Annotated in this window: 23 protein-coding genes (1 of these 23 only partly in view); 13 read left to right on the forward strand and 10 right to left on the reverse strand. The window is 58.7% G+C overall.

What is annotated here, in order from left to right:
- The first annotated feature begins 7 nt into the window (after window positions 1–7).
- The 4 genes from ACTWLJ_RS09910 (at window position 8) to trpE (ending at window position 4312) form a co-directional block, all read left to right on the forward strand.
- Entirely contained in the window at window positions 8–1156 is a 1149-nt protein-coding gene (locus ACTWLJ_RS09910; protein WP_445180715.1) for an iron-containing alcohol dehydrogenase, read from the forward strand.
- A 114-nt stretch (window positions 1157–1270) separates the two neighbouring features.
- Window positions 1271–1945: a ribulose-phosphate 3-epimerase gene (gene rpe, locus ACTWLJ_RS09915; protein ID WP_401217691.1), complete on the forward strand. Its 675-nt coding sequence runs from the start codon at window positions 1271–1273 to the stop codon at window positions 1943–1945.
- On the forward strand, window positions 1942–2760 hold the full coding sequence (locus tag ACTWLJ_RS09920; RefSeq protein ID WP_401217688.1) for a phosphoglycolate phosphatase: 819 nt from the start codon (window positions 1942–1944) through the stop codon (window positions 2758–2760). Before rpe ends, ACTWLJ_RS09920 begins: the two co-directional genes overlap by 4 nt.
- A gap of 70 nt (window positions 2761–2830) precedes the next feature.
- Complete coding sequence (trpE, locus tag ACTWLJ_RS09925; protein ID WP_445180716.1) at window positions 2831–4312, forward strand: anthranilate synthase component I; 1482 nt, start codon at window positions 2831–2833, stop codon at window positions 4310–4312.
- Window positions 4313–4487: 175 nt separating this feature from the next.
- Here the strand turns inward: trpE and estP are convergent, their stop codons facing one another.
- Window positions 4488–6398, reverse strand: coding sequence for an esterase EstP (estP, locus tag ACTWLJ_RS09930; protein WP_445180717.1), 1911 nt, complete (start codon window positions 6396–6398; stop codon window positions 4488–4490).
- A gap of 404 nt (window positions 6399–6802) precedes the next feature.
- Between estP and ACTWLJ_RS09935 the strand changes: the two genes are divergently transcribed.
- The 4 genes from ACTWLJ_RS09935 (at window position 6803) to ACTWLJ_RS09950 (ending at window position 10086) form a co-directional block, all read left to right on the forward strand.
- Window positions 6803–7396: an aminodeoxychorismate/anthranilate synthase component II gene (locus ACTWLJ_RS09935; protein WP_401217680.1), complete on the forward strand. Its 594-nt coding sequence runs from the start codon at window positions 6803–6805 to the stop codon at window positions 7394–7396.
- Between the two features lie 9 nt (window positions 7397–7405).
- The gene (trpD, locus tag ACTWLJ_RS09940) at window positions 7406–8455 is read left to right on the forward strand and encodes an anthranilate phosphoribosyltransferase (RefSeq protein ID WP_445180718.1); all 1050 of its coding nucleotides are present in this window, start codon (window positions 7406–7408) and stop codon (window positions 8453–8455) included.
- Window positions 8452–9288 (forward strand): indole-3-glycerol phosphate synthase TrpC, encoded by an 837-nt coding sequence (gene trpC / locus ACTWLJ_RS09945; protein ID WP_445180719.1) that lies wholly within the window; start codon window positions 8452–8454, stop codon window positions 9286–9288. Before trpD ends, trpC begins: the two co-directional genes overlap by 4 nt.
- Before the next feature lie 96 nt (window positions 9289–9384).
- The gene (locus ACTWLJ_RS09950) at window positions 9385–10086 is read left to right on the forward strand and encodes a lipoate--protein ligase family protein (protein ID WP_445180720.1); all 702 of its coding nucleotides are present in this window, start codon (window positions 9385–9387) and stop codon (window positions 10084–10086) included.
- Window positions 10087–10094: 8 nt separating this feature from the next.
- On the opposite strand, the gene crp is transcribed toward ACTWLJ_RS09950, so the two are convergent.
- Window positions 10095–10739 (reverse strand): cAMP-activated global transcriptional regulator CRP, encoded by a 645-nt coding sequence (crp, locus tag ACTWLJ_RS09955; protein ID WP_401217668.1) that lies wholly within the window; start codon window positions 10737–10739, stop codon window positions 10095–10097.
- Between the two features lie 236 nt (window positions 10740–10975).
- Between crp and ACTWLJ_RS09960 the strand changes: the two genes are divergently transcribed.
- Window positions 10976–11398 carry an OsmC family protein gene (locus ACTWLJ_RS09960; RefSeq protein ID WP_007941657.1) on the forward strand — a complete coding sequence of 141 codons (423 nt, stop codon included), beginning with the start codon at window positions 10976–10978 and terminating at the stop codon, window positions 11396–11398.
- A 237-nt stretch (window positions 11399–11635) separates the two neighbouring features.
- Window positions 11636–12430: an adenosylmethionine decarboxylase gene (speD, locus tag ACTWLJ_RS09965; RefSeq protein WP_401217665.1), complete on the forward strand. Its 795-nt coding sequence runs from the start codon at window positions 11636–11638 to the stop codon at window positions 12428–12430.
- A gap of 115 nt (window positions 12431–12545) precedes the next feature.
- On the opposite strand, the gene coq7 is transcribed toward speD, so the two are convergent.
- The 6 genes from coq7 to hemJ form a co-directional block, all read right to left on the reverse strand.
- The gene (coq7, locus tag ACTWLJ_RS09970) at window positions 12546–13193 is read right to left on the reverse strand and encodes a 2-polyprenyl-3-methyl-6-methoxy-1,4-benzoquinone monooxygenase (RefSeq protein WP_401217662.1); all 648 of its coding nucleotides are present in this window, start codon (window positions 13191–13193) and stop codon (window positions 12546–12548) included.
- A 185-nt stretch (window positions 13194–13378) separates the two neighbouring features.
- Entirely contained in the window at window positions 13379–13717 is a 339-nt protein-coding gene (locus tag ACTWLJ_RS09975) for a histidine triad nucleotide-binding protein (RefSeq protein WP_401217659.1), read from the reverse strand.
- A gap of 80 nt (window positions 13718–13797) precedes the next feature.
- Entirely contained in the window at window positions 13798–14586 is a 789-nt protein-coding gene (locus ACTWLJ_RS09980; protein ID WP_401217657.1) for an SDR family NAD(P)-dependent oxidoreductase, read from the reverse strand.
- A gap of 61 nt (window positions 14587–14647) precedes the next feature.
- Entirely contained in the window at window positions 14648–15598 is a 951-nt protein-coding gene (locus ACTWLJ_RS09985) for a DUF805 domain-containing protein (protein WP_445180721.1), read from the reverse strand.
- A 91-nt stretch (window positions 15599–15689) separates the two neighbouring features.
- Window positions 15690–16658 carry an NAD(P)H-dependent flavin oxidoreductase gene (locus ACTWLJ_RS09990; RefSeq protein WP_401217651.1) on the reverse strand — a complete coding sequence of 323 codons (969 nt, stop codon included), beginning with the start codon at window positions 16656–16658 and terminating at the stop codon, window positions 15690–15692.
- Window positions 16659–16691: 33 nt separating this feature from the next.
- Window positions 16692–17120 carry a protoporphyrinogen oxidase HemJ gene (gene hemJ / locus ACTWLJ_RS09995; protein WP_401217649.1) on the reverse strand — a complete coding sequence of 143 codons (429 nt, stop codon included), beginning with the start codon at window positions 17118–17120 and terminating at the stop codon, window positions 16692–16694.
- Window positions 17121–17255: 135 nt separating this feature from the next.
- Here hemJ and argC point away from each other — a divergent pair, with 135 nt between their 5' ends.
- On the forward strand, window positions 17256–18290 hold the full coding sequence (gene argC, locus ACTWLJ_RS10000; protein WP_445180722.1) for an N-acetyl-gamma-glutamyl-phosphate reductase: 1035 nt from the start codon (window positions 17256–17258) through the stop codon (window positions 18288–18290).
- A 168-nt stretch (window positions 18291–18458) separates the two neighbouring features.
- Window positions 18459–18809, forward strand: a complete 351-nt coding sequence (gene erpA / locus ACTWLJ_RS10005; protein WP_042561358.1) for an iron-sulfur cluster insertion protein ErpA — start codon at window positions 18459–18461, stop codon at window positions 18807–18809.
- 82 nt (window positions 18810–18891) lie between these two features.
- On the opposite strand, the gene ACTWLJ_RS10010 is transcribed toward erpA, so the two are convergent.
- Both ACTWLJ_RS10010 and ACTWLJ_RS10015 read right to left on the reverse strand, forming a co-directional pair.
- Window positions 18892–19983, reverse strand: coding sequence for an anhydro-N-acetylmuramic acid kinase (locus tag ACTWLJ_RS10010; RefSeq protein WP_445180723.1), 1092 nt, complete (start codon window positions 19981–19983; stop codon window positions 18892–18894).
- Window positions 19984–19986: 3 nt separating this feature from the next.
- A complete protein-coding gene (locus ACTWLJ_RS10015; RefSeq protein WP_445180724.1) occupies window positions 19987–21408 on the reverse strand; it encodes a peptidoglycan DD-metalloendopeptidase family protein in 1422 nt (473 codons plus the stop codon).
- 212 nt (window positions 21409–21620) lie between these two features.
- On the opposite strand from ACTWLJ_RS10015, the gene tyrS reads away from it, so the two are divergent.
- Window positions 21621–22302, forward strand: partial view of a tyrosine--tRNA ligase gene (gene tyrS / locus ACTWLJ_RS10020; RefSeq protein ID WP_445180725.1) — the 5' portion only. It continues 518 nt past the right edge of the window; the window shows 682 of its 1200 coding nt (coding positions 1–682); it begins with the start codon at window positions 21621–21623; the stop codon falls past the right edge of the window.

Below are 22302 nucleotides of genomic sequence, written 5' to 3' on the forward strand. Positions count from 1 at the left end.
GCGCACGATGAGTCTTTCCCAGTTCAAAATCGCTCACAAACTGATCACCGGCGCCGGAGCCATCGAGCAACTGGCGGCGGAGCTGACACGTCTGGACATCGACAACCCGCTGATCGTCACCGATGCCGCGCTGGTCAAGTCCGGCACCGTGGAGCTGGCGCTGTGTCAGCTCGGCGGGCGCGAGTACGAGATTTTCGACCGGGTGCTGCCGGACCCGGAAATCGCCATCGTCGAGGATTGCATGCGCGTTTACCGCGAGGGCGGGCATGACGGCTTGATCGGTCTCGGTGGCGGCAGTGCCATCGACATCGCCAAGAGTGTTGCGGCGTATGCCGGTTACCACGGTGCGCTGGAGGATTTGTTCGGTGTCGATCAGGTGCCGCGCAAAGGCCCGCCGCTGATCGCCATTCCGACCACCGCCGGCACCGGTTCGGAAGTGACCAATGTGGCGATTCTTTCGGACAAGGTCGCGCAACTGAAGAAAGGCATCGTCAGCGACTTTCTATTACCGGACGTGGCGCTGGTCAGTCCGCAAATGACCCTGACTTGCCCACGCAGCGTCACCGCCGCCAGTGGTGTCGATGCGCTGGTGCATGCCATCGAGTCCTATCTGTCGGTGAATGCATCGCCGATCACCGATTCGCTGGCGCTTGGCGCAATCAAGCTGATCGCCCGGTCATTGCCCAAGGCCTACGCCAACGGCGCCAACCTGCAAGCCCGCGAAGACATGGCCACCGCCAGCCTGATGGCCGGCATGGCATTCGGTAATGCCGGGGTCGGCGCGGTGCATGCGCTGGCGTATCCGCTGGGCGGGCGCTTCAACATCGCTCACGGTGTGAGCAACGCCTTGCTGCTGCCGTATGTCATGACCTGGAACAAGATGGCCTGCGTCGAACGGATGCAGGATATTGCCGAAGCCATGGGGGTGAAAACTGCCCATCTGAGCGCCAACGACGCGGCGGACAAAGCCGTGCAGGCGATGACCGATCTGTGCGCGGCGGTGGAAATCCCCAGCGGCTTGCGCAGTTTCGGCGTGCCGGAAGAGGCGATCCCGTCGATGGCCGTGGAGGCCGCAGGAATCGAGCGCCTGATGCGCAACAACCCGCGCAAACTCAGCGCCATTGATATCGAGAAGATCTACCGGGCGGCCTACTGAAAGGTTATCTGCCACCGGTCATGGCACAACCCAATCATCGCGGTCACGGTGCGCGCGCGGAAACTTGAGGTATACAATGCGCGCCATCGTGATTTAGCTCAGAAAAGGTGCGTCATGCAGCCCTTCGTAATTGCTCCGTCGATTCTCTCCGCCGACTTCGCCCGCCTGGGTGAAGAAGTGGACAACGTTCTGGCCGCCGGTGCCGACTTCGTCCACTTCGATGTCATGGACAACCACTACGTTCCGAACCTGACCATCGGTCCGATGGTTTGTGCGGCACTGCGCAAGTACGGCGTTACCGCGCCAATCGACGCGCACCTGATGGTCAGCCCGGTGGATCGCATCGTTGGCGACTTCATCGAGGCCGGCGCGACATACATTACCTTCCACCCGGAAGCCACGCTGCACGTTGATCGCTCCTTGCAGCTGATCCGCGAAGGCGGCTGCAAATCCGGTCTGGTGTTCAACCCGGCGACCCCGCTGGACGTGCTCAAGTACGTGATCGACAAGGTCGACATGGTCTTGCTGATGAGCGTCAATCCGGGCTTCGGCGGGCAGAAGTTCATTCCCGGCACCCTCGACAAGCTGCGCGAAGCGCGGGCGATCATTGATGCGTCGGGCCGTGATATCCGTCTGGAAATCGACGGCGGCGTCAACGTCAACAACATCCGTGAAATCGCCGCTGCCGGTGCTGACACCTTTGTTGCCGGCTCGGCGATTTTCAACGCACCGAACTATCAGGAAGTCATCGACAAGATGCGCTCCGAACTGGCACTGAGCCGCCCATGAGTGGTTTTGAGCAGCTGTTCCCGGGGAAACTGCCACGGTTGGTGATGTTCGATCTGGATGGCACGCTGATCGATTCGGTTCCCGACCTGGCGGCGGCGGTGGACAACATGCTGCTCACCCTCGGCCGCAAGCCGGCGGGCATCGAATCGGTACGCGAGTGGGTCGGCAACGGCGCGCCGGTGCTGGTGCGTCGTGCGCTGGCCGGTGGCATCGAGCACTCGGCGGTGGATGATGTCGAGGCCGAGCACGCGCTGGAGATTTTCATGGAAGCCTACGGCGCCAGCCATGAGCTGACCGTGGTCTATCCCGGCGTGCGCGACACTTTGAAATGGCTGTACAAGCAAGGTGTGGTGATGGCGCTGATCACCAACAAGCCCGAGCGTTTTGTAGCACCGTTGCTGGATCAGATGAAAATCGGTCGTTACTTCAAGTGGATCATCGGCGGCGATACCTTGCCGCAGAAGAAGCCTGACCCGGCGGCACTGTTTTTCGTGATGAAAATGGCCAACATTCCGGCCTCGCAATCGCTGTTTGTCGGTGATTCGCGCAGCGACGTGCTGGCGGCGAAAGCGGCGGGGGTCAAGTGCGTGGCGTTGAGCTACGGCTACAACCACGGCCGACCGATTGCCGAGGAATCCCCGGCTCTGGTGATCGACGATCTGCGCAAGCTAATTCCCGGTTGCCTGGATCTGGCCGGTGGGATAACGTTGCCCGACGCTGTTCAACCTCCTTCTGGAAACGCCATCGTGGTGGTCACCCGCAAACTCTGGATGAAAGTCATCAAGGCCCTGGCCCGCTGGCGTTGGCGCGCCTGACTTGTTCCTGGCCGGCCTGCCGGCACGTTTGCACACCTGACTGTTAGCACCTCACACCACGAGGCACCTCATGATCCGAGAAGAATTCCTGCGCTTGGCCGCTGATGGCTACAACCGCATTCCGTTGGCCTGCGAAACCCTGGCCGACTTCGACACGCCGCTGTCGATCTACCTGAAACTGGCTGACCAGCCCAACTCCTACCTGCTCGAATCCGTACAGGGCGGGGAGAAGTGGGGGCGTTATTCGATCATCGGCCTGCCGTGCCGCACCGTGATGCGGGTTCATGACCATCACGTCAGCGTGACCATCGACGGCGTCGAAACCGAAAGCCATGACGTCGAAGACCCGCTGGCCTTCGTCGAAACCTTCAAGGCCCGTTACAACGTGCCGACCATTGCCGGTCTGCCGCGTTTCAACGGTGGTCTGGTCGGTTACTTCGGTTATGACTGCGTGCGTTATGTGGAGAAGCGCCTGGGCAAATGCCCGAACCCGGACCCGCTGGGCGTGCCGGACATTCTGTTGATGGTTTCCGACGCGGTGGTGGTGTTCGACAACCTCGCGGGCAAGATGCATGCAATCGTGCTGGCCGATCCGGCGCAGGCCGATGCTTTCGAGCAAGGTCAGGCGCAATTGCAGGCACTGCTGGAAAAACTGCGTCAGCCGATCACCCCGCGCCGAGGTCTGGATTTCAGCAAACAGCAATCGGCTGATCCGGTGTTCCGCTCCAGTTTCACTCAGGACGACTACGAAAGAGCTGTCGACACCATCAAGGAATACATCCTTGCCGGTGACTGCATGCAGGTCGTGCCGTCGCAGCGTATGTCGATCGACTTCAAGGCTGCGCCGATCGATCTGTACCGCGCACTGCGTTGCTTCAACCCGACGCCGTACATGTACTTCTTCAACTTCGGCGATTTCCATGTCGTTGGCAGTTCGCCGGAAGTGCTGGTGCGGGTCGAAGACAATCTGATCACCGTGCGCCCGATTGCCGGTACTCGCCCACGCGGCGCGACCGAAGAAGCTGATGTGGCGCTGGAAGAAGACCTGCTGTCCGACGACAAAGAGATTGCCGAGCACCTGATGCTGATCGACCTCGGTCGTAACGACACCGGGCGCGTTTCGGAAATCGGCTCGGTGAAACTCACCGAGAAAATGGTCATCGAGCGTTATTCCAACGTGATGCACATCGTCTCCAACGTTACCGGCCAATTGAAAGCCGGACTGACGGCGATGGACGCACTGCGGGCGATTCTGCCGGCGGGGACTTTGTCCGGTGCACCGAAGATTCGCGCGATGGAAATCATCGACGAACTGGAGCCGGTCAAGCGTGGCGTTTATGGCGGTGCGGTCGGTTACTTCGCCTGGAACGGCAATATGGACACTGCGATTGCGATCCGCACCGCGGTGATCAAGAACGGCGAACTGCACGTGCAGGCCGGTGGCGGCATCGTTGCCGACTCGGTGCCGGCACTGGAATGGGAAGAAACCCTGAACAAGCGCCGGGCGATGTTCCGTGCGGTTGCACTGGCCGAACAAACCCCGGAAAGCTGAGTTACCTCAAAATCATTGTAGGAGTGAGCCTGCTCGCGATAGCGGTCTGACATTCACCATTAATGTCGACAGATACACCGTTTTCGCGAGCAAGCTCACTCCTACATTTGATTGTGTGTAGCCATAAAAAAACGCGGCGCCCGTAAGGACGTCGCGTTTTTTATTGGCCTGCGATTTAGAAATCCAGACTCACACCTACGTTGATACCTTGCTGGGTAAAGTCATCATCCTTGCGAATGTTGTAGCTCGCGCGCAACGCCAGGTCCTGAGTCAGCTTGTGGCTCACGCCCAGGTTCAGGCGGTTCAGGTTGGTCTGCGGCGTGTAGCCTTCCAGCGTGAAGTGGTTGTTTGGCAGGCTGTTGAGGTTGATGGTCAGGTCCTGAGTGTCATCGTTGTATTCACGCTCATGCGCGAATTCGCCGAACACTTCGGTTTTCGGGGTGATCTGGTACTTGCCTTGAATACCCAGACCCAGACGCCGGGAGTTGCGCGACTGATCATCGAAGGTCAGCGCCGTGGAATCCGCGCCGTTTTCCGAGTAACCGTTCACTTCGGTTTTGCCGAAGTCGGCGCTGATGAATGGCGACAGGTGCCAAGGGCTGCTGGCTAGCGGGGCAATGTCGTAACCGATGCGGCCACTGATGGCCAATACATAGCCGTCGGTATCGCCTTTTTCGCCACGCTCGTTGACCCCGAGCTGGAATTTACGCTTGAGGCTGTCGTAATCCAGATGCCCGGCAGTCAAAGCCAGATCACCCCACCAGCGATTTTGCTGATACTGGGCGAACGCTGTGCCCATGTAGGAATTGAGCTTGTACTCGGAGTCGCTGTCGCCAGCTTCGATTTTCTGGTGGTACAGACCGGCTGCCAGACCCACGCGCCAGGCTTCGTTGACACGGTAGCTGCCGCCGATGTTCAGGTTGTAGCCATTACCGTCGCCACTCGCTGCGCTGCTCTGGTCATCGAAGTCCTGATGCTGACCGCCACCGGCGACAATCGCCCGCCATTGACCGACAGCCTGCCAGTCTTCCCAGTCAGCCAGCCATTGGTTGCGCAACTCGTCCTGATGCGAACGCAACGCGCCTTGGGCCATTTCCGGTAGCAGGGTCAGTTCCCATGGCGCCGACAGCAGCGAATAGGTGTAGTCAGCAATCAGGCGTTGACCGGCTTCGGTCGGGTGTACCGAGTCGTTGTAGATCAGCTTGAACGGATCAGGCGTGGCGCTGTTGATGCCGTACCTGGCGTTTTCCGTGCAGCTGTTGCCGCTGAAGCAGGTGGCCGTAAGATTCTGGTCAGTGGCCAGACCAAACTGTGCCGGGTTGGCGAACGCTTCCTTGAGCAGTACCGGAATGTTCAGCGGAATGATTTCGGCGTTGATGGTTTGCAACTGGCTGACCAGTTCGGTGTTGAACTGGGCGCTGAGCTGCGAGGTGAATCCCTGCAACGGCGAACCATTGATGGCCGGGGTCAGGCCGATGTCCGGCAACAGCCAGACCACTATGTATTTGGCGCCGGCTGATTGCAGGGTGCGTGCGCTGTCTGCGAGGCGGTCGGCGGCGGAGCTGGCCTGATCGAGGCTGAGGATGCGTCCTTGCAGGAAGTCGTTACCGCCACCCGAGAGGTAATACAGCGCATTCGGATCGGCGCGGAAGCCATTCGACGGCAAATAACCGGCACGGGTGCGCTCGCCAGTGGCTGATTGGGTGGTGATCGAGTCGAGAATCTGGTCGGTACGATAGCCGCCGACAGCCCAGTTGTTGCCGTCGGGCAAGCCTTCGCCGGCACGGACTGCCGAGGACGAGGACGCGGTCTGATCAGGGCTGAAACCCAGTTTGCCACCGAGGATTTGTGTGGCGTTGAGGTCGCGATTTTCCCCGGTGCCATCCTTGTACAGTGGCCCGGTACGGTTGGTGTAGCGCTGGGTCGCGCCGGCCGGGCCGCCAGTGTCGGCGAATGTCCCGGCATCGTTCAGGCTGTCGCCGAAGACGATGAAATTAGAGTAAGGATGAGGGGCTGCAATCGCCTGGGCACACGCCATGGCGAGCAGGCAGCCGGCGAGCGGTACAAACAACGTCTGTTTGATCATGAGCAAGTCCGTTTATTTATTGTTGTAGTGAACGAAACGACAGTACCAAAAACTTCCGGCCTTTTGCCATCGGTCGCGAACCCTCACATAGTTTTATCCCCCGTCGGCCCCGCCATATTGCACGCTCTGCCCAGCTAAGTTACTGTGCGGGAACGTATGAACGAGACCTTCCCCGTGTTGATCGTCAGCAAACTCCTGGATCAAGTCATCAAGGCACACGCCCGTTGGCGTTGGCGCGCCTGAATCTTTCCTGCCGGCCCCGCCGGATCTGTATCGCTTTGCCTTCCTTGCCCGTTTGAAATCCCGCTGTACCGATGCGACCTGCGCGTCCGACATCGCAGCGCCCTGCGGGCAAGTCATCTGAAGGCTGTCTTCAAGTCAGAATTCAAGAGGTTCGAAACGCCATGTTGCTGATGATCGACAACTACGACTCCTTTACTTACAACGTTGTGCAATACCTCGGCGAGCTGGGTGCCGAGGTCAAGGTTGTGCGCAACGATGAACTCACCGTTGCCCAGATCGAAGCGCTCAACCCGGAGCGCATCGTGGTTTCTCCCGGCCCGTGCACACCGACCGAAGCCGGTATCTCCATCGAAGCCATCAAGCACTTTGCCGGCAAACTGCCAATCCTCGGCGTCTGCCTTGGCCACCAGTCCATCGGCCAGGCCTTTGGCGGTGACGTGGTGCGTGCCCGACAAGTGATGCACGGTAAGACTAGCCCGGTATTCCACGAGGACAAGGGTGTCTTTGCCGGTCTGAATCATCCGCTGACGGTTACCCGCTACCATTCGCTGATCGTCAAGCACGATACTTTGCCCGATTGTCTGGAACTGACCGCCTGGACCCAGCACGATGACGGCAGCGTCGACGAAATCATGGGCCTGCGTCACAAGACCCTGAACATTGAGGGCGTACAGTTCCACCCCGAGTCGATCCTGACTGAGCAGGGCCATGAACTGTTTGCCAACTTCCTCAAACAAACCGGCGGCACGCGCTAAGGACTTTGCATGAATATCAAGACAGCCCTGAGCCGTATCGTCGAGCACCTCGACCTCAGCACCGATGAAATGCGCGACGTGATGCGCGAAATCATGACTGGCCAATGCACTGACGCGCAGATTGGCGCGTTCATGATGGCCATGCGCATGAAGAGCGAAAGCATCGACGAAATCGTCGGCGCCGTATCAGTGATGCGCGAGCTGGCAGACAAAGTCGAACTCAAGACCCTCGACGGCGTGGTCGATGTGGTCGGCACCGGCGGTGACGGCGCGAACATTTTCAACGTATCGACGGCGTCCTCGTTCGTCGTTGCAGCGGCTGGTTGCACCGTGGCCAAACACGGCAACCGTGCTGTTTCGGGCAAGAGCGGCAGCGCCGATCTGCTGGAAGCGGCCGGGATCTACCTCAATTTGACGCCTGTCCAGGTCGCCCGCTGCATCGACAACGTCGGCATCGGCTTCATGTTTGCCCAGACCCACCATAAAGCGATGAAGTACGCCGCTAGCCCGCGCCGCGATCTGGGCCTGCGCACGCTGTTCAACATGCTCGGCCCGCTTACGAATCCGGCCGGTGTGAAGCATCAGGTGGTGGGGGTGTTCAACGTCGCGCTGTGCCGGCCATTGGCTGAAGTCTTGCAGCGTCTGGGCAGCAAACATGTATTGGTGGTGCATTCGAAGGACGGTCTGGACGAATTCAGCCTGGCTGCACCGACCTTTGTTGCCGAGCTGAAAAACGACCAGATCACCGAGTATTGGGTAGAGCCGGAAGATCTCGGCATGAAAAGCCAGAGCCTGCACGGTCTGTCGGTTGATGGCCCGGAGGCTTCGCTGGCGCTGATTCGTGATGCGCTGGGCAAACGCAAAACCGAAAACGGCCAGAAAGCCGCTGAAATGATTGTGCTCAACGCTGGTGCAGCGCTGTACGCCGCCGACGTGGCCAGTAGTTTGAAACAGGGCGTGGAGCTTGCGCACGACGCTCTGCACACCGGACTTGCTCGTGAGAAACTCGAGGAGCTGGGTGCCTTTACCGCGGTATTCAAAGTGGAGAATGAGGGATGAGTGTACCGACGGTTCTGGAAAACATTCTGGCCCGCAAAGTTCTGGAAATCGCCGAGCGTAGCGCCCGTGTGAGCCTGAGCGAGCTGGAAAGTCTGGCCAAGGCGGCCGATGCACCCCGTGGTTTTGCCCAGGCATTACTGGCGCAAGCGAAAAAGAAACAACCTGCGGTGATTGCCGAAATCAAAAAGGCTTCGCCGAGCAAAGGTGTGATTCGCGAGAACTTCATCCCGGCCGACATCGCCAAAAGCTACGAGAAGGGCGGGGCGACCTGTCTTTCGGTGCTGACTGATATCGACTACTTCCAGGGCGCCGACGCGTATCTGCAGCAGGCTCGTTCCGCGTGCAAGCTGCCGGTAATCCGCAAAGACTTCATGATCGATCCGTATCAGATCGTTGAAGCCCGTGCGCTGGGCGCCGACTGCGTGCTGTTGATCGTTTCCGCACTGGACGACGTGAAAATGGCCGAACTGGCAGCGGTGGCCAAAGGTGTTGGCCTCGATGTGCTGGTGGAAGTGCATGACGGCGATGAGCTTGAGCGTGCGCTGAAAACCCTCGACACACCGCTGGTCGGGGTCAACAACCGCAACCTGCACACTTTTGAAGTCAGCCTTGAAACCACTCTCGACCTGCTGCCGCGCATCCCGCGCGACCGACTGGTGATCACCGAGAGCGGCATCCTCAATCGTGCCGATGTCGAGCTGATGGAAATCAGTGACGTCTACGCATTCCTGGTCGGCGAAGCGTTCATGCGCGCCGAAAGCCCGGGCACTGAACTGCAACGCCTGTTCTTCCCGGAGCGTGGCGGAGTGGTGAACGGTTCTACCCTCGACTGATTGATCTTTGGCAGGCGCCCGTTCCCTGTGGGAGCGGGCTTGCCCGCGAAGAGGCCCTCGAATTCGCTGAAGGTCTCAAATCTGCTGGAGCTGTCCATGTCGCTGCCAACCTCCCTGACCATCGAAGCCGGCCTGCAAGCCGAACAGGACTTGCTCGCTTCAGTCTGCGCCGGCGACGCCGAATTCGGTCTGCTGTTCTGGCAACCCAGCGATCGCGCTCTGGTCATGCCGCGCCGCCTCAATCGCCTGCCCGGATTCGAACACGCCTGCGAAGTTTCCGCTGCTGCCGGCTGGCCGGTACTGCTGCGCGAAACCGGTGGCGAGCCGGTGCCGCAATCAGCCGCGACGATCAACATCGCACTGGTCTATGCACCGCCGCGCAGCGAGGGCGATCTGAATCGCATCGAAACAGGCTACCGTCGTCTGTGCGATCCGATCTGCCAATTGCTCAATGAGTTGGGCGGCACTTCGTCACTGGGCGAAATCGACGGCGCATTTTGCGACGGTCGCTTCAACGTCAACCTCGACGGCCGCAAAATGGTCGGCACTGCCCAGCGCTGGCGCCAGAGTCAGGGCGGTCAGCGTCCGGTCGGACTGATGCACGGTGCGATGCTGATGGATAACGAGCGTGAGTCGATGGTCGCAGCGGTCAATCGCTTTAACGAAGCCTGCGGTCTGGAGCAGCGGGTGCGGGCTGAAAGCCACATCGCCCTGCATGAGAAATTCAACGCGCCACAGGCGTTGGCGCGTCTCGATGAACTGTTTCGTCTGATGCTGGCGCAGATGTACAGCGTTTAGGCTTTCGCTTAGCGCGTGCCGAAGACCACCATGGTCTTGCCCTTCACATCGACCAGGTTGCGTTCCTCAAGATCCTTGAGCACGCGGCCGACCATCTCTCTCGAACACCCGACAATCCGCCCGATTTCCTGACGAGTCACCTTGATCTGCATGCCGTCCGGATGGGTCATCGCGTCGGGCTGTTTGCACAGTTCCAGCAGGCAACGAGCTACACGGCCGGTCACGTCGAAGAACGCCAGATCGCCGACCTTGCGCGTGGTGTTGCGCAGGCGTTGTGCGATTTGTCCGCTGAGGACGTAAAGAATGTCTGGATCTTGCTGCGACAACTCGCGGAATTTTGCGTAGCTGATTTCCGCAACTTCGCATTCGACCTTGGCCCGCACCCAGGCACTGCGTTCCTGCTCCTGGCCAGCCTGTTCGAACAGGCCCAGTTCGCCGAAGAAGTCCCCGGCGTTCAGGTAGGCGATGATCATCTCGCGTCCGTCATCGTCTTCGATCAGGATCGTCACCGAACCCTTGATGATGAAGTACAGCGTGTCCGAGCGGTCGCCGGCACAGATGATGTTGCTCTTGGCCGCATGGCGACGCCGCTGGCAATGCATCAGCAGCTTGTCGAGGTTTTTGATTTTGGGTGTGGGGGTAATAGCAACCATGGTTGTATCCCGAAAAGACTGCACGGTGATGTTTGATTTTTTTATGAGGCGCTGAAGGCGGTCGCTACACAGCTGGCATAGGCGCCAGCGAATTGGCGCCAGCTTAACAGACACTTCGTCGAAAATTCGAGAAATTACCTACGCCCTAGACGCATCCGTCCTAGGAAAGCCGCCGCTGTCAGAGCAAAGCCCTGTGCTAAGCTGGCGACCCTTTTTTCTACAGTGGAGTCTTGGCGATGAAGGCACGCATCCAATGGGCTGGCGAAGCCATGTTCCTCGGCGAATCCGGTAGCGGTCATGTCGTGGTCATGGATGGTCCGCCGGACGCCGGTGGTCGTAATCTGGGCGTGCGCCCGATGGAAATGCTCCTGCTCGGCGTTGGCGGTTGCAGCAACTTCGACGTGGTGAGCATTCTGAAGAAGTCGCGCCAGGCCGTTGAAAGCTGCGAAGCCTTCCTCGAAGCAGAGCGTGCGACCGAAGATCCGAAGGTCTTCACCAAGATCCACATGCATTTCGTGGTCAAGGGCCGTGGCCTGAAAGAAGCCCAGGTCAAGCGCGCCATCGAACTGTCCGCAGAGAAGTATTGCTCGGCCTCGATCATGCTCGGCGCCGCTGGCGTAGCGATCACTCACGATTACGAAATCATCGAACTCGGTTGAACCGACATTCAACTATCATAAAAGCAGTGCAGACTCTGGCGATCCCCCGCTGACGTCTGCATAATGCGCCACTTTTTTCAGGGCAGTGATCGGTCAACCGACGGATCAGCCGCCTGAACAGATAACCAAAATCGCCATCGCGAAGAGGTGTTAACCGTCCTACGCAGGTGCGTTGTTCGCATTTGACGGGCATGCTTGATCACGCGGCTGCGCCGCATACATAGAGAGTTTTTAACGGTGAAAAGCAAACTCAAGCTCCACGGGTTCAATAACCTGACAAAGACCTTGAGCTTCAACATCTATGACATCTGCTACGCGGAAACCCCGCAAGACCAGCAGGCTTACGTCGAGTACATCAATCAAGAGTACAACGCGAAACGCCTGACGCAGATTCTCACAGAAGTTGTCGAGATCATTGGTGCCAACATCCTGAACATTGCCAGTCAGGACTATGAACCTCAGGGCGCCAGCGTCACGATTCTGATTTCTGAAGAGCCGGTAACCCCGACTGAAAGTCAGATTGAAGAGTCGCCGGGCCCGTTGCCCGAAATCATCCTGGCCCACCTCGACAAGAGCCACATCACGGTGCACACCTATCCGGAAATTCATCCGGACGACGGTATTGCAACCTTCCGTGTGGATATCGATGTGTCGACGTGTGGTGTCATTTCACCGCTGAAAGCGCTCAATTTCCTGATTCACCAGTTCGATTCGGACATAGTGACCGTGGATTATCGTGTGCGCGGCTTCACCCGTGACGTTGAAGGCAACAAGCACTTCATCGACCACGAGATCAATTCGATCCAGAACTACCTTTCCGAAGACACTCGCGACGCGTATCAGATGACCGACGTGAACGTGTACCAGGAAAACCTGTTCCACACCAAAATGCTGCTGAAGAACTTCGAACTGGATAACTACCTGTTCGGCGACGCCACCAGCAACCTGTCGGCTGAGCAACGCAAGCAGGTAACCGAGCGTGTGAAACACGAAATGCTGGAAATCTTCTACGCGCGCAACATGCCGACGTAAGATTCCGGGCACAAAAAAGGCGACTACTTAGCGGTAGTCGCCTTTTTTATTGCTGAAACACAGACCCTGTAGGAGTGAGCCTGCTCGCGATGAGGCCCTTACGGCCACCGACGCTTCAGATCCGATAAGTACTCTTGGTCATCACCTTGGCCAACAGACTCATCCCGAACTTCACCGGCGCCGGAAAACGAAACCCGCCTGCATCCAGCGCACTTTCCGCATGATGTTCTTCATCAATACGCATCTGCTCGAGAATCGCCCGGGACTTCTCGTCCTCGGCGGGGATCTGCTCCAGATGTTCGTTCAAGTGTTTGCACACCTGATGCTCGGTTGCCGCGACAAACCCGAGGCTGACCTTGTCGCTGATCAGGCCGGCAACCGCGCCAATACCGAAGGACATGCCGTAGAACAGCGGATTGAGAATGCTGGTGTGGCTGCCCAACTGGTGAATGCGTTGTTCGCACCACACCAGATGATCGATCTCTTCTTCAGCCGCGTGCTCCATGGCTTCGCGCACCTGCGGCAGCTTGGCCGTCAGTGCCTGCCCCTGATACAGCGCCTGGGCGCAGACTTCGCCGGTATGGTTGATGCGCATCAGCCCGGCAACGTGGCGGGTGTCTTCGTCGCTCATCTGAACTTCGGGCTGCACGATGGCTGGCGACGGACGGTACGGCTGGCCACTGAAAGGAAGCAGGGTGCGCATCGCGGCATCGGCTTGCAGCAGAAGACGGTCAATTGGCGAGTAGTGACGTTGGGTAGTCATGCTGACCTCCGGGAGGAATCTCGGCGGCCAGTTTAACCGAATCGGCCGGAGAAGGTTTGCGCTGGGTCATTTTGAAGCGATTCCTGTGGGAGCGAGCTTGCTCGCGAAAGCGGCGTGTCAGGCACAGAGGTTTTGAAAGTGCCATCGCCCTCGCGAGCAAGCCCGCTCCCACAGTGTTGCTTTGATCAGCCCGGTGGCCAGGTCATCTGGCGCTGACCGAGTACGTGCATATGAATGTGGTAGACGGTCTGCCCACCTTGTTCATTGCAGTTCATCACTACCCGGAAGCCTTCCTCGCAACCCAATTCCAGCGCCAGACGCTGGGCAGTGAACAGGATGTGCCCGGCCAGCGCCTTGTCGTCTTCGGTCAGGTCATTGAGGGTGCGCACCGGCTTCTTCGGGATCACCAGAAAATGCACGGGTGCCTGTGGCGCGATGTCGTGGAACGCCAGAACCTGGTCGTCCTCGTAAATGATCTTGGCCGGAATCTCCCGGTTGATGATCTTGGTGAACAGAGTATCCACTGCTGTTTTCTCCGTTGTTTGGGCTGGCCTGAGTCTACTCATGAGGGATGTGCCAGCCCAGTGTTTTACCGTAGGGCGATTCAGCGCGGGCAGTAAGCCTTGTTGACCATGCCGACGATAGTGCGGTTGAGCCAGCGCGAGCCAAGTCGCGGCAGGAAGGCAAACCAGCGGTTGCGCCGCCCCGGAATGATGATGGCGCGATTTTTCTCCAGAGCGCGCACGGTGTATAGCGCGACCTCTTCAGGACTCATCAGCAATTTACTGTCGTTGAGTTTTTCGTTGTTCAACTGCGCGGTGCGGAAAAATGCAGTACGGGTCGGACCGGGGCAGAGCACCGAGACTTTTACCGCGCATTTCTTCAGCTCGACCCGCAGGCCTTCGGAAAAGTGCAGCACGTAGGCTTTGCTGGCGTAGTAAGTGCTCATCCACGGGCCGGGGTTGAACGCGGCCACCGAGGCGACATTCAGAATCTGCCCGCCACCCTGCAACGCCATGCTGTTGCCAATGGCGTGGCACAAACGGGTGAGGGCGAGGATGTTCACCTCGATCAGATCCTGCTCGGTCATCCAGTCCTGTGCGAGGAACGGGCCGCAAGTGCCAATGCCCGCGCAGTTCACCAGTAGATCGATCTGCCGGTCGCCTTCTTCCAGCTCCAGCAGAAATCCGGACAGGCGCAACGGCTCACCAAGATCGCACGCGCGAAACAGCACCTCGACGCCAAAGCGTTGAGTCAGTTCGATAGCGATACTTTCCAGCTGATCACGCTGGCGAGCCACCAGAATCAGGCTGCGACCGCGCCGGGCCAGAGCTTCGGCCAGTGCCAGGCCGATGCCGCTGGAGGCGCCGGTGATCAGAGCGTAACGGGTCATGCAATTCTCCATCGCAACAGCCCCGCGCCAGCGACGCAGGTGTCACGGCGGGGAGCGTTGTTCATTCTTTCGCAGAGTCTACAGAAGGCTGGGCGGCTTCGGCTGCATCGTCGGCGGAATTAGCTGCCGGTTCGACCTCGACGTCTACTTCATCGGTGGTCACCGAGCCACTTTCGTAGCTGCTTTCAAGGTTGCTTTCATATTCCTGCTGGATAGCCGAGATGCCGCCGAGCATCCCGCCGGCAAACATCAGCGCAATAAACACGATCCACAGAGAGCACAGGACTTTGACGGCTGTGCTGTTGGGTGGCGGCGGCGGGCCGTAGCGATTGGCGCCGCTATTGCCCGGTACGATCATGATCACGAACGGGAAAAAGGTGCCTACGAACGGCACAAGGTTCAGCAGCCAGAGCCAGCCCGACCAGCCGATATCGTGCAGGCGCTGGACGCTGAACAGAATGCTGACAATTACGAAGGCGATGAACAGGAAGAAGGCGAAGATGCCGCCGATGATCAACCCGGTGGTGGAATCGCCACTGACCAGCCCCAGGCCGATCAACGCGAATATACCGACAACGGGTATGCCGACCAGGCTCAACACCATGGTCCAGGCCAGAAACCTCAGGCGGCCGATTCGGCCTTCGACACTGAACGGCTTCAGTTCGGCGAATGCCGGCAGGTTTTCGCCAACGTTGGCCCGAGGAGGCGCGTAGGGCGAGTCCGGTTCGGCGACGGCAGCTGAGTATTCTTGTACGTCGGCCAGATTGAGCTCGACCGTTGTTTCCGGCTCGATTCGCGCATCGATCCCGGTTTTACCCAGCGCTTGCAGATAGGTTTGCGCATCGCTGTGCGACAGATCGCGTTTGAGGGCGACGGTGCTGCCATTGAACAAGCGCTCGATGGCGGCGACATCGCTTTTGAACAGGTCAGCGAGGTTGAGCTTGGCAGTGGTGATATCGACACCGGGCTGCAGAGCACCGTCGAAAACGATCTTGTAACGGGGGTCGCTCATGGCCGAGGCATCCTTGTCGCGAAAAAATGGAAGTGAAAGATGTTGCGGTCAGCAAGTGTAAGGCCAGTTGGCGAGCAACTGGCCGGATTTCTCAGCGTGGCCAGCGTTTCGGCAGCTGTGCTGCGCGCTCCTGGGCCTGGCGATACTCGGCGTCGAGGCGAGCGATCAGTTGATCGACGCTCGGCAGATCATCGATTTGCCCTACACCTTGACCCGCCGACCACACGGTCTTCCAGGCCTTGGCTTCATCGCTGATCGGTTTGAGCTTGTCGCCAAAGTTGACCTCGCCTTTGCCTTGCAATGCCGCCAGGTCGAAACCCGCAGCTTGCAGGCTTTGGCGCATGAAGCTCGCCGGTACGCCCGACACGGCAGGAGTATGAATGATGTCTGCAGCCTTGGCTGTCAGGAGCATTTCCTTGTAGGCGTCAGGCGCATGACTTTCGGTGGTGCCGATAAATCGCGTACCGAAGTAGGCCAAATCCGCGCCAAGCATCTGTGCGGCGAGAATCTCATGGCCATGGTTAAGACATCCTGCAAGCAGCAGCGTCTTGTCGAAGAATTCACGGATTTCGGCGATCAGCGCAAACGGGCTCCAGGTTCCGGCGTGGCCACCGGCTCCGGCTGCGACGGCTATCAGACCATCGACACCTGCCTCGGCGGCTTTCTCCGCATGGCGGCGAGTGGTGACGTCATGAAACACCAGGCCGCCGTAGCTGTGCACCGCGTCCACCAATTCTTTCACCGCGCCGAGGCTGGTGATGACGATCGGCACTTTGTGCTCGACGCAAATATTCAAATCCGCCTGTAAGCGCGGGTTGCTGTTGTGAACGATCAGGTTGACCGCGTAAGGCGCCGGGTTGTCCAGCGTCGCCAGTCCCGCTTCGATCTGTTCCAGCCAGGCCTTGAAACCGCTGCTTTCGCGCTGGTTCAGGGCCGGAAAACTCCCGACCACACCATTGCGGCAGCAGGCGAGCACCAGTTCCGGGTTGGAAATCAGGAACATCGGCGCAGCCACCACGGGCAGACGCAGACGTTGTTCGAGCAGAGCGGGCAGCGACATTGGAGGTCCCTCGAAGTGTTGTGGTTATTGAAGTTAGAACGGCTTGACCACGACCAGAATTACGATAGCCAGCAATATCAGAACCGGCACTTCATTGAACCAGCGATAAAAGACATGGCTGCGGGTGTTCTCGCCACGAGCGAAGCGTTTTACCTGTGCGCCACACATATGGTGGTAGCCGATCAGCAATACGACCAGGGTCAGTTTCGCGTGTATCCAGCCGCCCTGACTGAAGATGCTTGGGTTGAGGTAGATCAGCCAGCCACCAAAGATCAGCGTGGCGATCATCGCCGGGCCCATGATGCCGCGATACAGCTTGCGCTCCATGATGCTGAAGCGTTCTTTGCTGATCGCATCTTCACTTTGTGCGTGATAAACGAACAATCTCGGCAGGTAGAACAGCCCGGCGAACCAACACACGATGCTGACGATATGAAACGCTTTGATCCACAGATAGAGCATTTTTAGTTATTCCCTGATTCACGGTAAGCCGGATAGTAGAGGCTTGAGCGTCCGCACGTCACCTTGACGGTTGTCGCAGGGGCGCGCGGCCCCTATTATCGACGGCTTTCCAGTGGGTTCGTTGAGGGCAGGTTTATGGTCAAGGTCGGTATCGTCGGCGGCACGGGTTACACCGGTGTCGAACTGCTGCGTCTGTTGGCACAGCATCCGCAGGCAGAAGTGGTTGTGATCACTTCCCGATCCGAGGCTGGCCTGCCTGTGGCCGACATGTATCCGAACCTGCGCGGTCACTACGATGGCCTGGCGTTCAGCGTGCCGGACATCAAGACGCTGGGCGCATGTGATGTGGTGTTCTTCGCCACTCCGCACGGTGTGGCTCATGCACTGGCCGGTGAATTGCTGGCGGCGGGCACCAAGGTCATCGACCTGTCGGCGGACTTCCGTCTGCAGGACGCCGATGAGTGGGCCAAGTGGTACGGCCAGCCGCACGGTGCGCCGGCGTTGCTCGACGAGGCGGTCTACGGTTTGCCGGAGGTCAATCGCGAGCAAATCAAGAAGGCGCGTCTGATTGCGGTGCCGGGTTGCTATCCGACAGCGACGCAACTGGGTTTCCTGCCGCTGCTTGAGGCTGGTCTCGCTGACACTTCGCGCCTGATCGCCGACTGCAAATCCGGCGTCAGCGGCGCCGGTCGTGGTGCGTCCGTAGGATCTCTGTATTCCGAAACATCGGAAAGCATGAAGGCCTATGCGGTGAAAGGTCACCGTCATCTGCCGGAAATTCGCCAGGGCCTGCGTCGTGCAGCGGGCAAGGACGTCGGCCTGACGTTCGTGCCGCACCTGACGCCGATGATTCGTGGGATTCACTCCACGCTCTACGCGACCGTGGTTGATCGCTCGGTGGATCTGCAAGCGCTGTTCGAAAAGCGCTATGCCAATGAACCGTTCGTCGATGTAATGCCGGCCGGTAGCCATCCGGAAACCCGTAGCGTGCGCGGCGCCAACGTCTGCCGTATCGCCGTGCATCGTCCACAGGATGGCGATCTGGTGGTGGTGCTGTCGGTCATCGACAATCTGGTGAAGGGCGCGTCGGGTCAGGCTGTGCAGAATATGAATATCCTGTTCGGTCTGGATGAGCGTCTGGGTCTGTCGCACGCTGGCATGCTGCCGTAACGCATCCTTCCTGATAGCAAAAAGGCCCGTCGAACGGGCCTTTTTGCATTGTGGTCTGACAATTGTGTTGATTGATATACCGTAACAATAGTTGACCGATTTTCTAGGAGAAGCGGATAATGCGCGTCATCACGCATTATGGCGGCGTAACGCCGGGAGATAGTCAGCATGAGCGTCGAATCCTTCACCCCCACGGCTTTGCAATTCACCCAAGGTGCTGCGCACAAGGTGAAGAGCCTGGTCGATGAAGAGGGGAATGATCGCTTGAAGCTGCGCGTATTCGTTACGGGCGGCGGTTGTTCAGGGTTTCAGTACGGCTTCACCTTCGATGAAGATGTGGCCGAGGACGACACCATTGTCGAGCGCGAAGGCGTAAGTCTGGTGGTTGATCCGATGAGTTTCCAGTATCTGGCCGGTGCCGAAGTCGATTACCAGGAAGGTCTGGAAGGCTCGCGCTTCGTGATCAAGAACCCGAACGCCAGCACCACTTGTGGTTGCGGGTCTTCGTTCTCGATCTGATCGCACTTCGCTGCACATAACAAAACGCCGCAGGGCTTCATGGCTCTGCGGCGTTTTGCTGTGCGGGATTTGAGTCTGGCGGTCAGGCCGGGTAGATGGCGCCGAGAATACGCAGGCCACGGGCTCCGGTGACGCTCGGTCGGTTGGCAGCGATGCCTTCGAGGCAGCAATGCGCCAGCCAGGCGAAGGCCATGGCTTCAACCCAGTCCGGATCAACACCATGCGTCGCGGTACTGGCCACGACTGCATTTGGCAGCAGGTCAGCCAGACGCTTCATTAGCGTAGCGTTGTGAGCGCCGCCGCCGCAGACCAGCAGTTCGCGAGTATCCGCTTGTGCGGTTTGCAGCGATTCGATGATGGTCAGTGCCGTCAGTTCAAGCAGTGTTGCCTGGACATTTTCAGCGGCAAAGGTTGGCAGGCGCGACAGGTGCTGTTCGAGCCAAGTCAGGTTGAACACTTCCCGGCCGGTGCTTTTCGGGCCTTTGGTCACGAAGAAAGGATCGCTGAGCAGCTCCTTCAGTAGAGCTGGCTCGACGGTGCCGGTGGCTGACCACTGTCCGTTGAGATCGTAATTTTGACCGCGCTGCTGATGAATCCAGGCGTCCATCAGCACATTCCCAGGTCCGCAGTCGAAACCGGCTACAGCCTTGGTCGGCTCAATCAGACTGAGATTGCTGAAACCGCCGACATTCAAGACTGCCCGGTTACCGGTACGCTCTTCAAACAAAGCTTCGTGGAAGGCAGGCACGAGTGGTGCGCCCTGGCCACCGGCAGCGACATCGCGGCTGCGGAAATCACTGACGACGGTGATGCCGGTCAGTTCGGTGAGTAGTGCAGGGTTGCCGATCTGTACGGTGAAACCGCGCGCCGGTTCGTGGCGAATGGTCTGGCCGTGGCTGCCGATGGCGCGAATGGCTTGTGGATCGAGTTGCTGCTGATCGAGGAGAGTGCGAATGCCTTGCGCCGCGAGCTTCACCCAGTTTTGCTGGGCAATCGCCGAGCGGGCGATTTCGTCGGGACCGCTGGCGCACAAGCCAAGCAGCTCGGCGCGCAGGGTGTCAGGCATCGGGATGTAATGCGTGGCGACCAGTTTGATCGCCGAGGTTTGCTCGATCAGAGCGATGTCCAGTCCATCGAGGCTGGTACCGGACATCACGCCAATATAGAGGGCCATGACTTAACGCTTGCTCGAAGCCAGCATCGTGGCCTTCTCTTGATCCATGCGCGCCATCAGCGGTTGGCTTTGCGCGAGGAAGCGAGCGCGTTCGGCCTTGGCAATCGGGTCTGCCATTGGCAGCTTCTGGCCCAGTGGATCGACGTGAACGCCGTTGACCTGGAACTCATAGTGCAAGTGCGGGCCGGTGGACAGGCCGGTGGTGCCGATATAACCAATCACTTGACCCTGCTTGACGGTGCCGCCGGTTTTCACACCTTTGGCGAAGCCCTGCATGTGCCCGTACAGCGTGCGGTAAGTGTTGCCGTGCTGGATGATCACGGTGTTGCCGTAACCACCGCGACGGCCGGCCAGCAGCACTTTGCCGTCACCGGCAGCCTTGATCGGCGTGCCGCGTGGGGCTGCGTAATCGACGCCTTTGTGGGCGCGGATCTTGTTGAGGATCGGGTGTTTGCGGCCCATGGAGAACTTCGAGCTGATGCGGGCGAAGTCCACCGGAGTACGGATGAACGCCTTGCGCATGCTGTTGCCATCAGCGGTGTAGTAGCTGCTGTTGCCTTGTTTGTTGGTGTAACGCACGGCGGTGTAAGTCTTGCCGCGGTTAGTGAAACGGGCAGACAGGATCGGGCCAGTGCCTACGGCTTTACCGTTGACCACTTTCTGCTCGTAGATCACGTCGAATTCGTCGCCCTGACGGATGTCTTGAGCGAAGTCGACGTCGTAGCCGAAAACGCTGGCCATATCCATGGTCATGCTGTGCGACAGGCCGGCGCGAGCGGCGGACTGCGACAGCGAGCTGTTGATTACGCCGTGTACGTAAGCGGTGCGGACAGTCGGTTTGGCGGTAACGCGGTTGAATACATAACCCTTGTCATTTTTGGTCAGGGTAATGGTTTCGACGTCGCTGACCTTGCTGTGCAGGTTGGTCAGTTGGCCTTCCGGGTTCAATTCGAATTCGAGTTTCTGGCCGTGTTTGAGCTGGCTGAACTGCTTGGCCTGCTTGTCGCTGGCCAGCACTTCATGGACTGCGGCGGCCGGCAGTCCGACCTTTTCAAACAATGTCGAAAGCGTATCGCCTTTGGCGACAACAACTTCACGGTGTCCCGGGGCTTTCTTGTCGGCGGCCGGAGTCGGCGCGGGAGCGGCCTGAGCGGTTTCCGAGGTGTCTTCGGCATCGTTTTCTATTTGCGCGAAGGGCGAAGCGACCGGCTCATTTGTGGCCTGAGCCGCGTCAGCAGCGTCTTGATCTTGTGTCAGTTGTTCAGCAGGACTTTCCAGTTCAAGACTCAGGGTCGTCTTTTTGGCTTCAACATCGCTGGAAGGGAATACCAGGAGCGCCAGACTGAGAAGGGCGGCGATCCCACTTGCGGCGAGCAGGTGGGTCTTCGGGTAAAGCGGTGGCGCTTTAGACGGTTCAGTGGTCATAAGTGATTTTGACTTTGAATAATGATGAATTGGAAAAGATGAATGACATGATGAAGATGAAATAACTGTATAAAATATAACCAAATCATCTCTGAAGCAAGTCTACAGACAGTCTGTCTGTGGATTGGTGTCCGTGCGCCGGGCAAAACTTGTATTTGGTGCGCGATCTTGTATGGTTGGTTCCCTTTGAATCTGAGCCTTGCGGGTCTGTTATGAAGTCGGTTGAAGAGCAGCTAGCGCTGATAAAACGTGGTGCGGAAGAACTATTGGTCGAGTCCGAGCTGATCGAGAAGCTCAAGCGCGGCCAACCGCTGCGTATCAAGGCTGGTTTTGACCCTACCGCTCCGGATCTGCACTTGGGTCACACGGTGCTTATTAATAAGCTGCGCCAGTTCCAGGAGCTGGGGCATCAGGTGATCTTCCTTATAGGTGACTTCACCGGGATGATCGGTGATCCGAGCGGCAAGAGCGCAACGCGTCCGCCGCTGACTCGTGAGCAGGTTCTGGAAAACGCCGAGACCTACAAGACTCAGGTGTTCAAGATTCTTGATCCGGCGAAAACCGAAGTCGCGTTCAACTCCACCTGGATGGATCAGATGGGGCCGGCCGACTTTATTCGCCTGACTTCGCAATACACCGTCGCTCGCATGCTCGAGCGCGATGACTTCGACAAGCGCTACACCACCAATCAGCCTATCGCCATTCATGAGTTCCTCTATCCGCTGGTTCAGGGCTATGACTCGGTGGCTCTGCGTGCGGATGTCGAGTTGGGTGGCACCGATCAGAAGTTCAACCTGTTGATGGGGCGTGAGCTGCAGCGTGGTTATGGTCAGGAGGCTCAGTGCATTCTGACCATGCCGTTGCTTGAAGGCCTGGATGGCGTGAAGAAGATGT

Source organism: Pseudomonas sp. McL0111 (assembly GCF_052567255.1).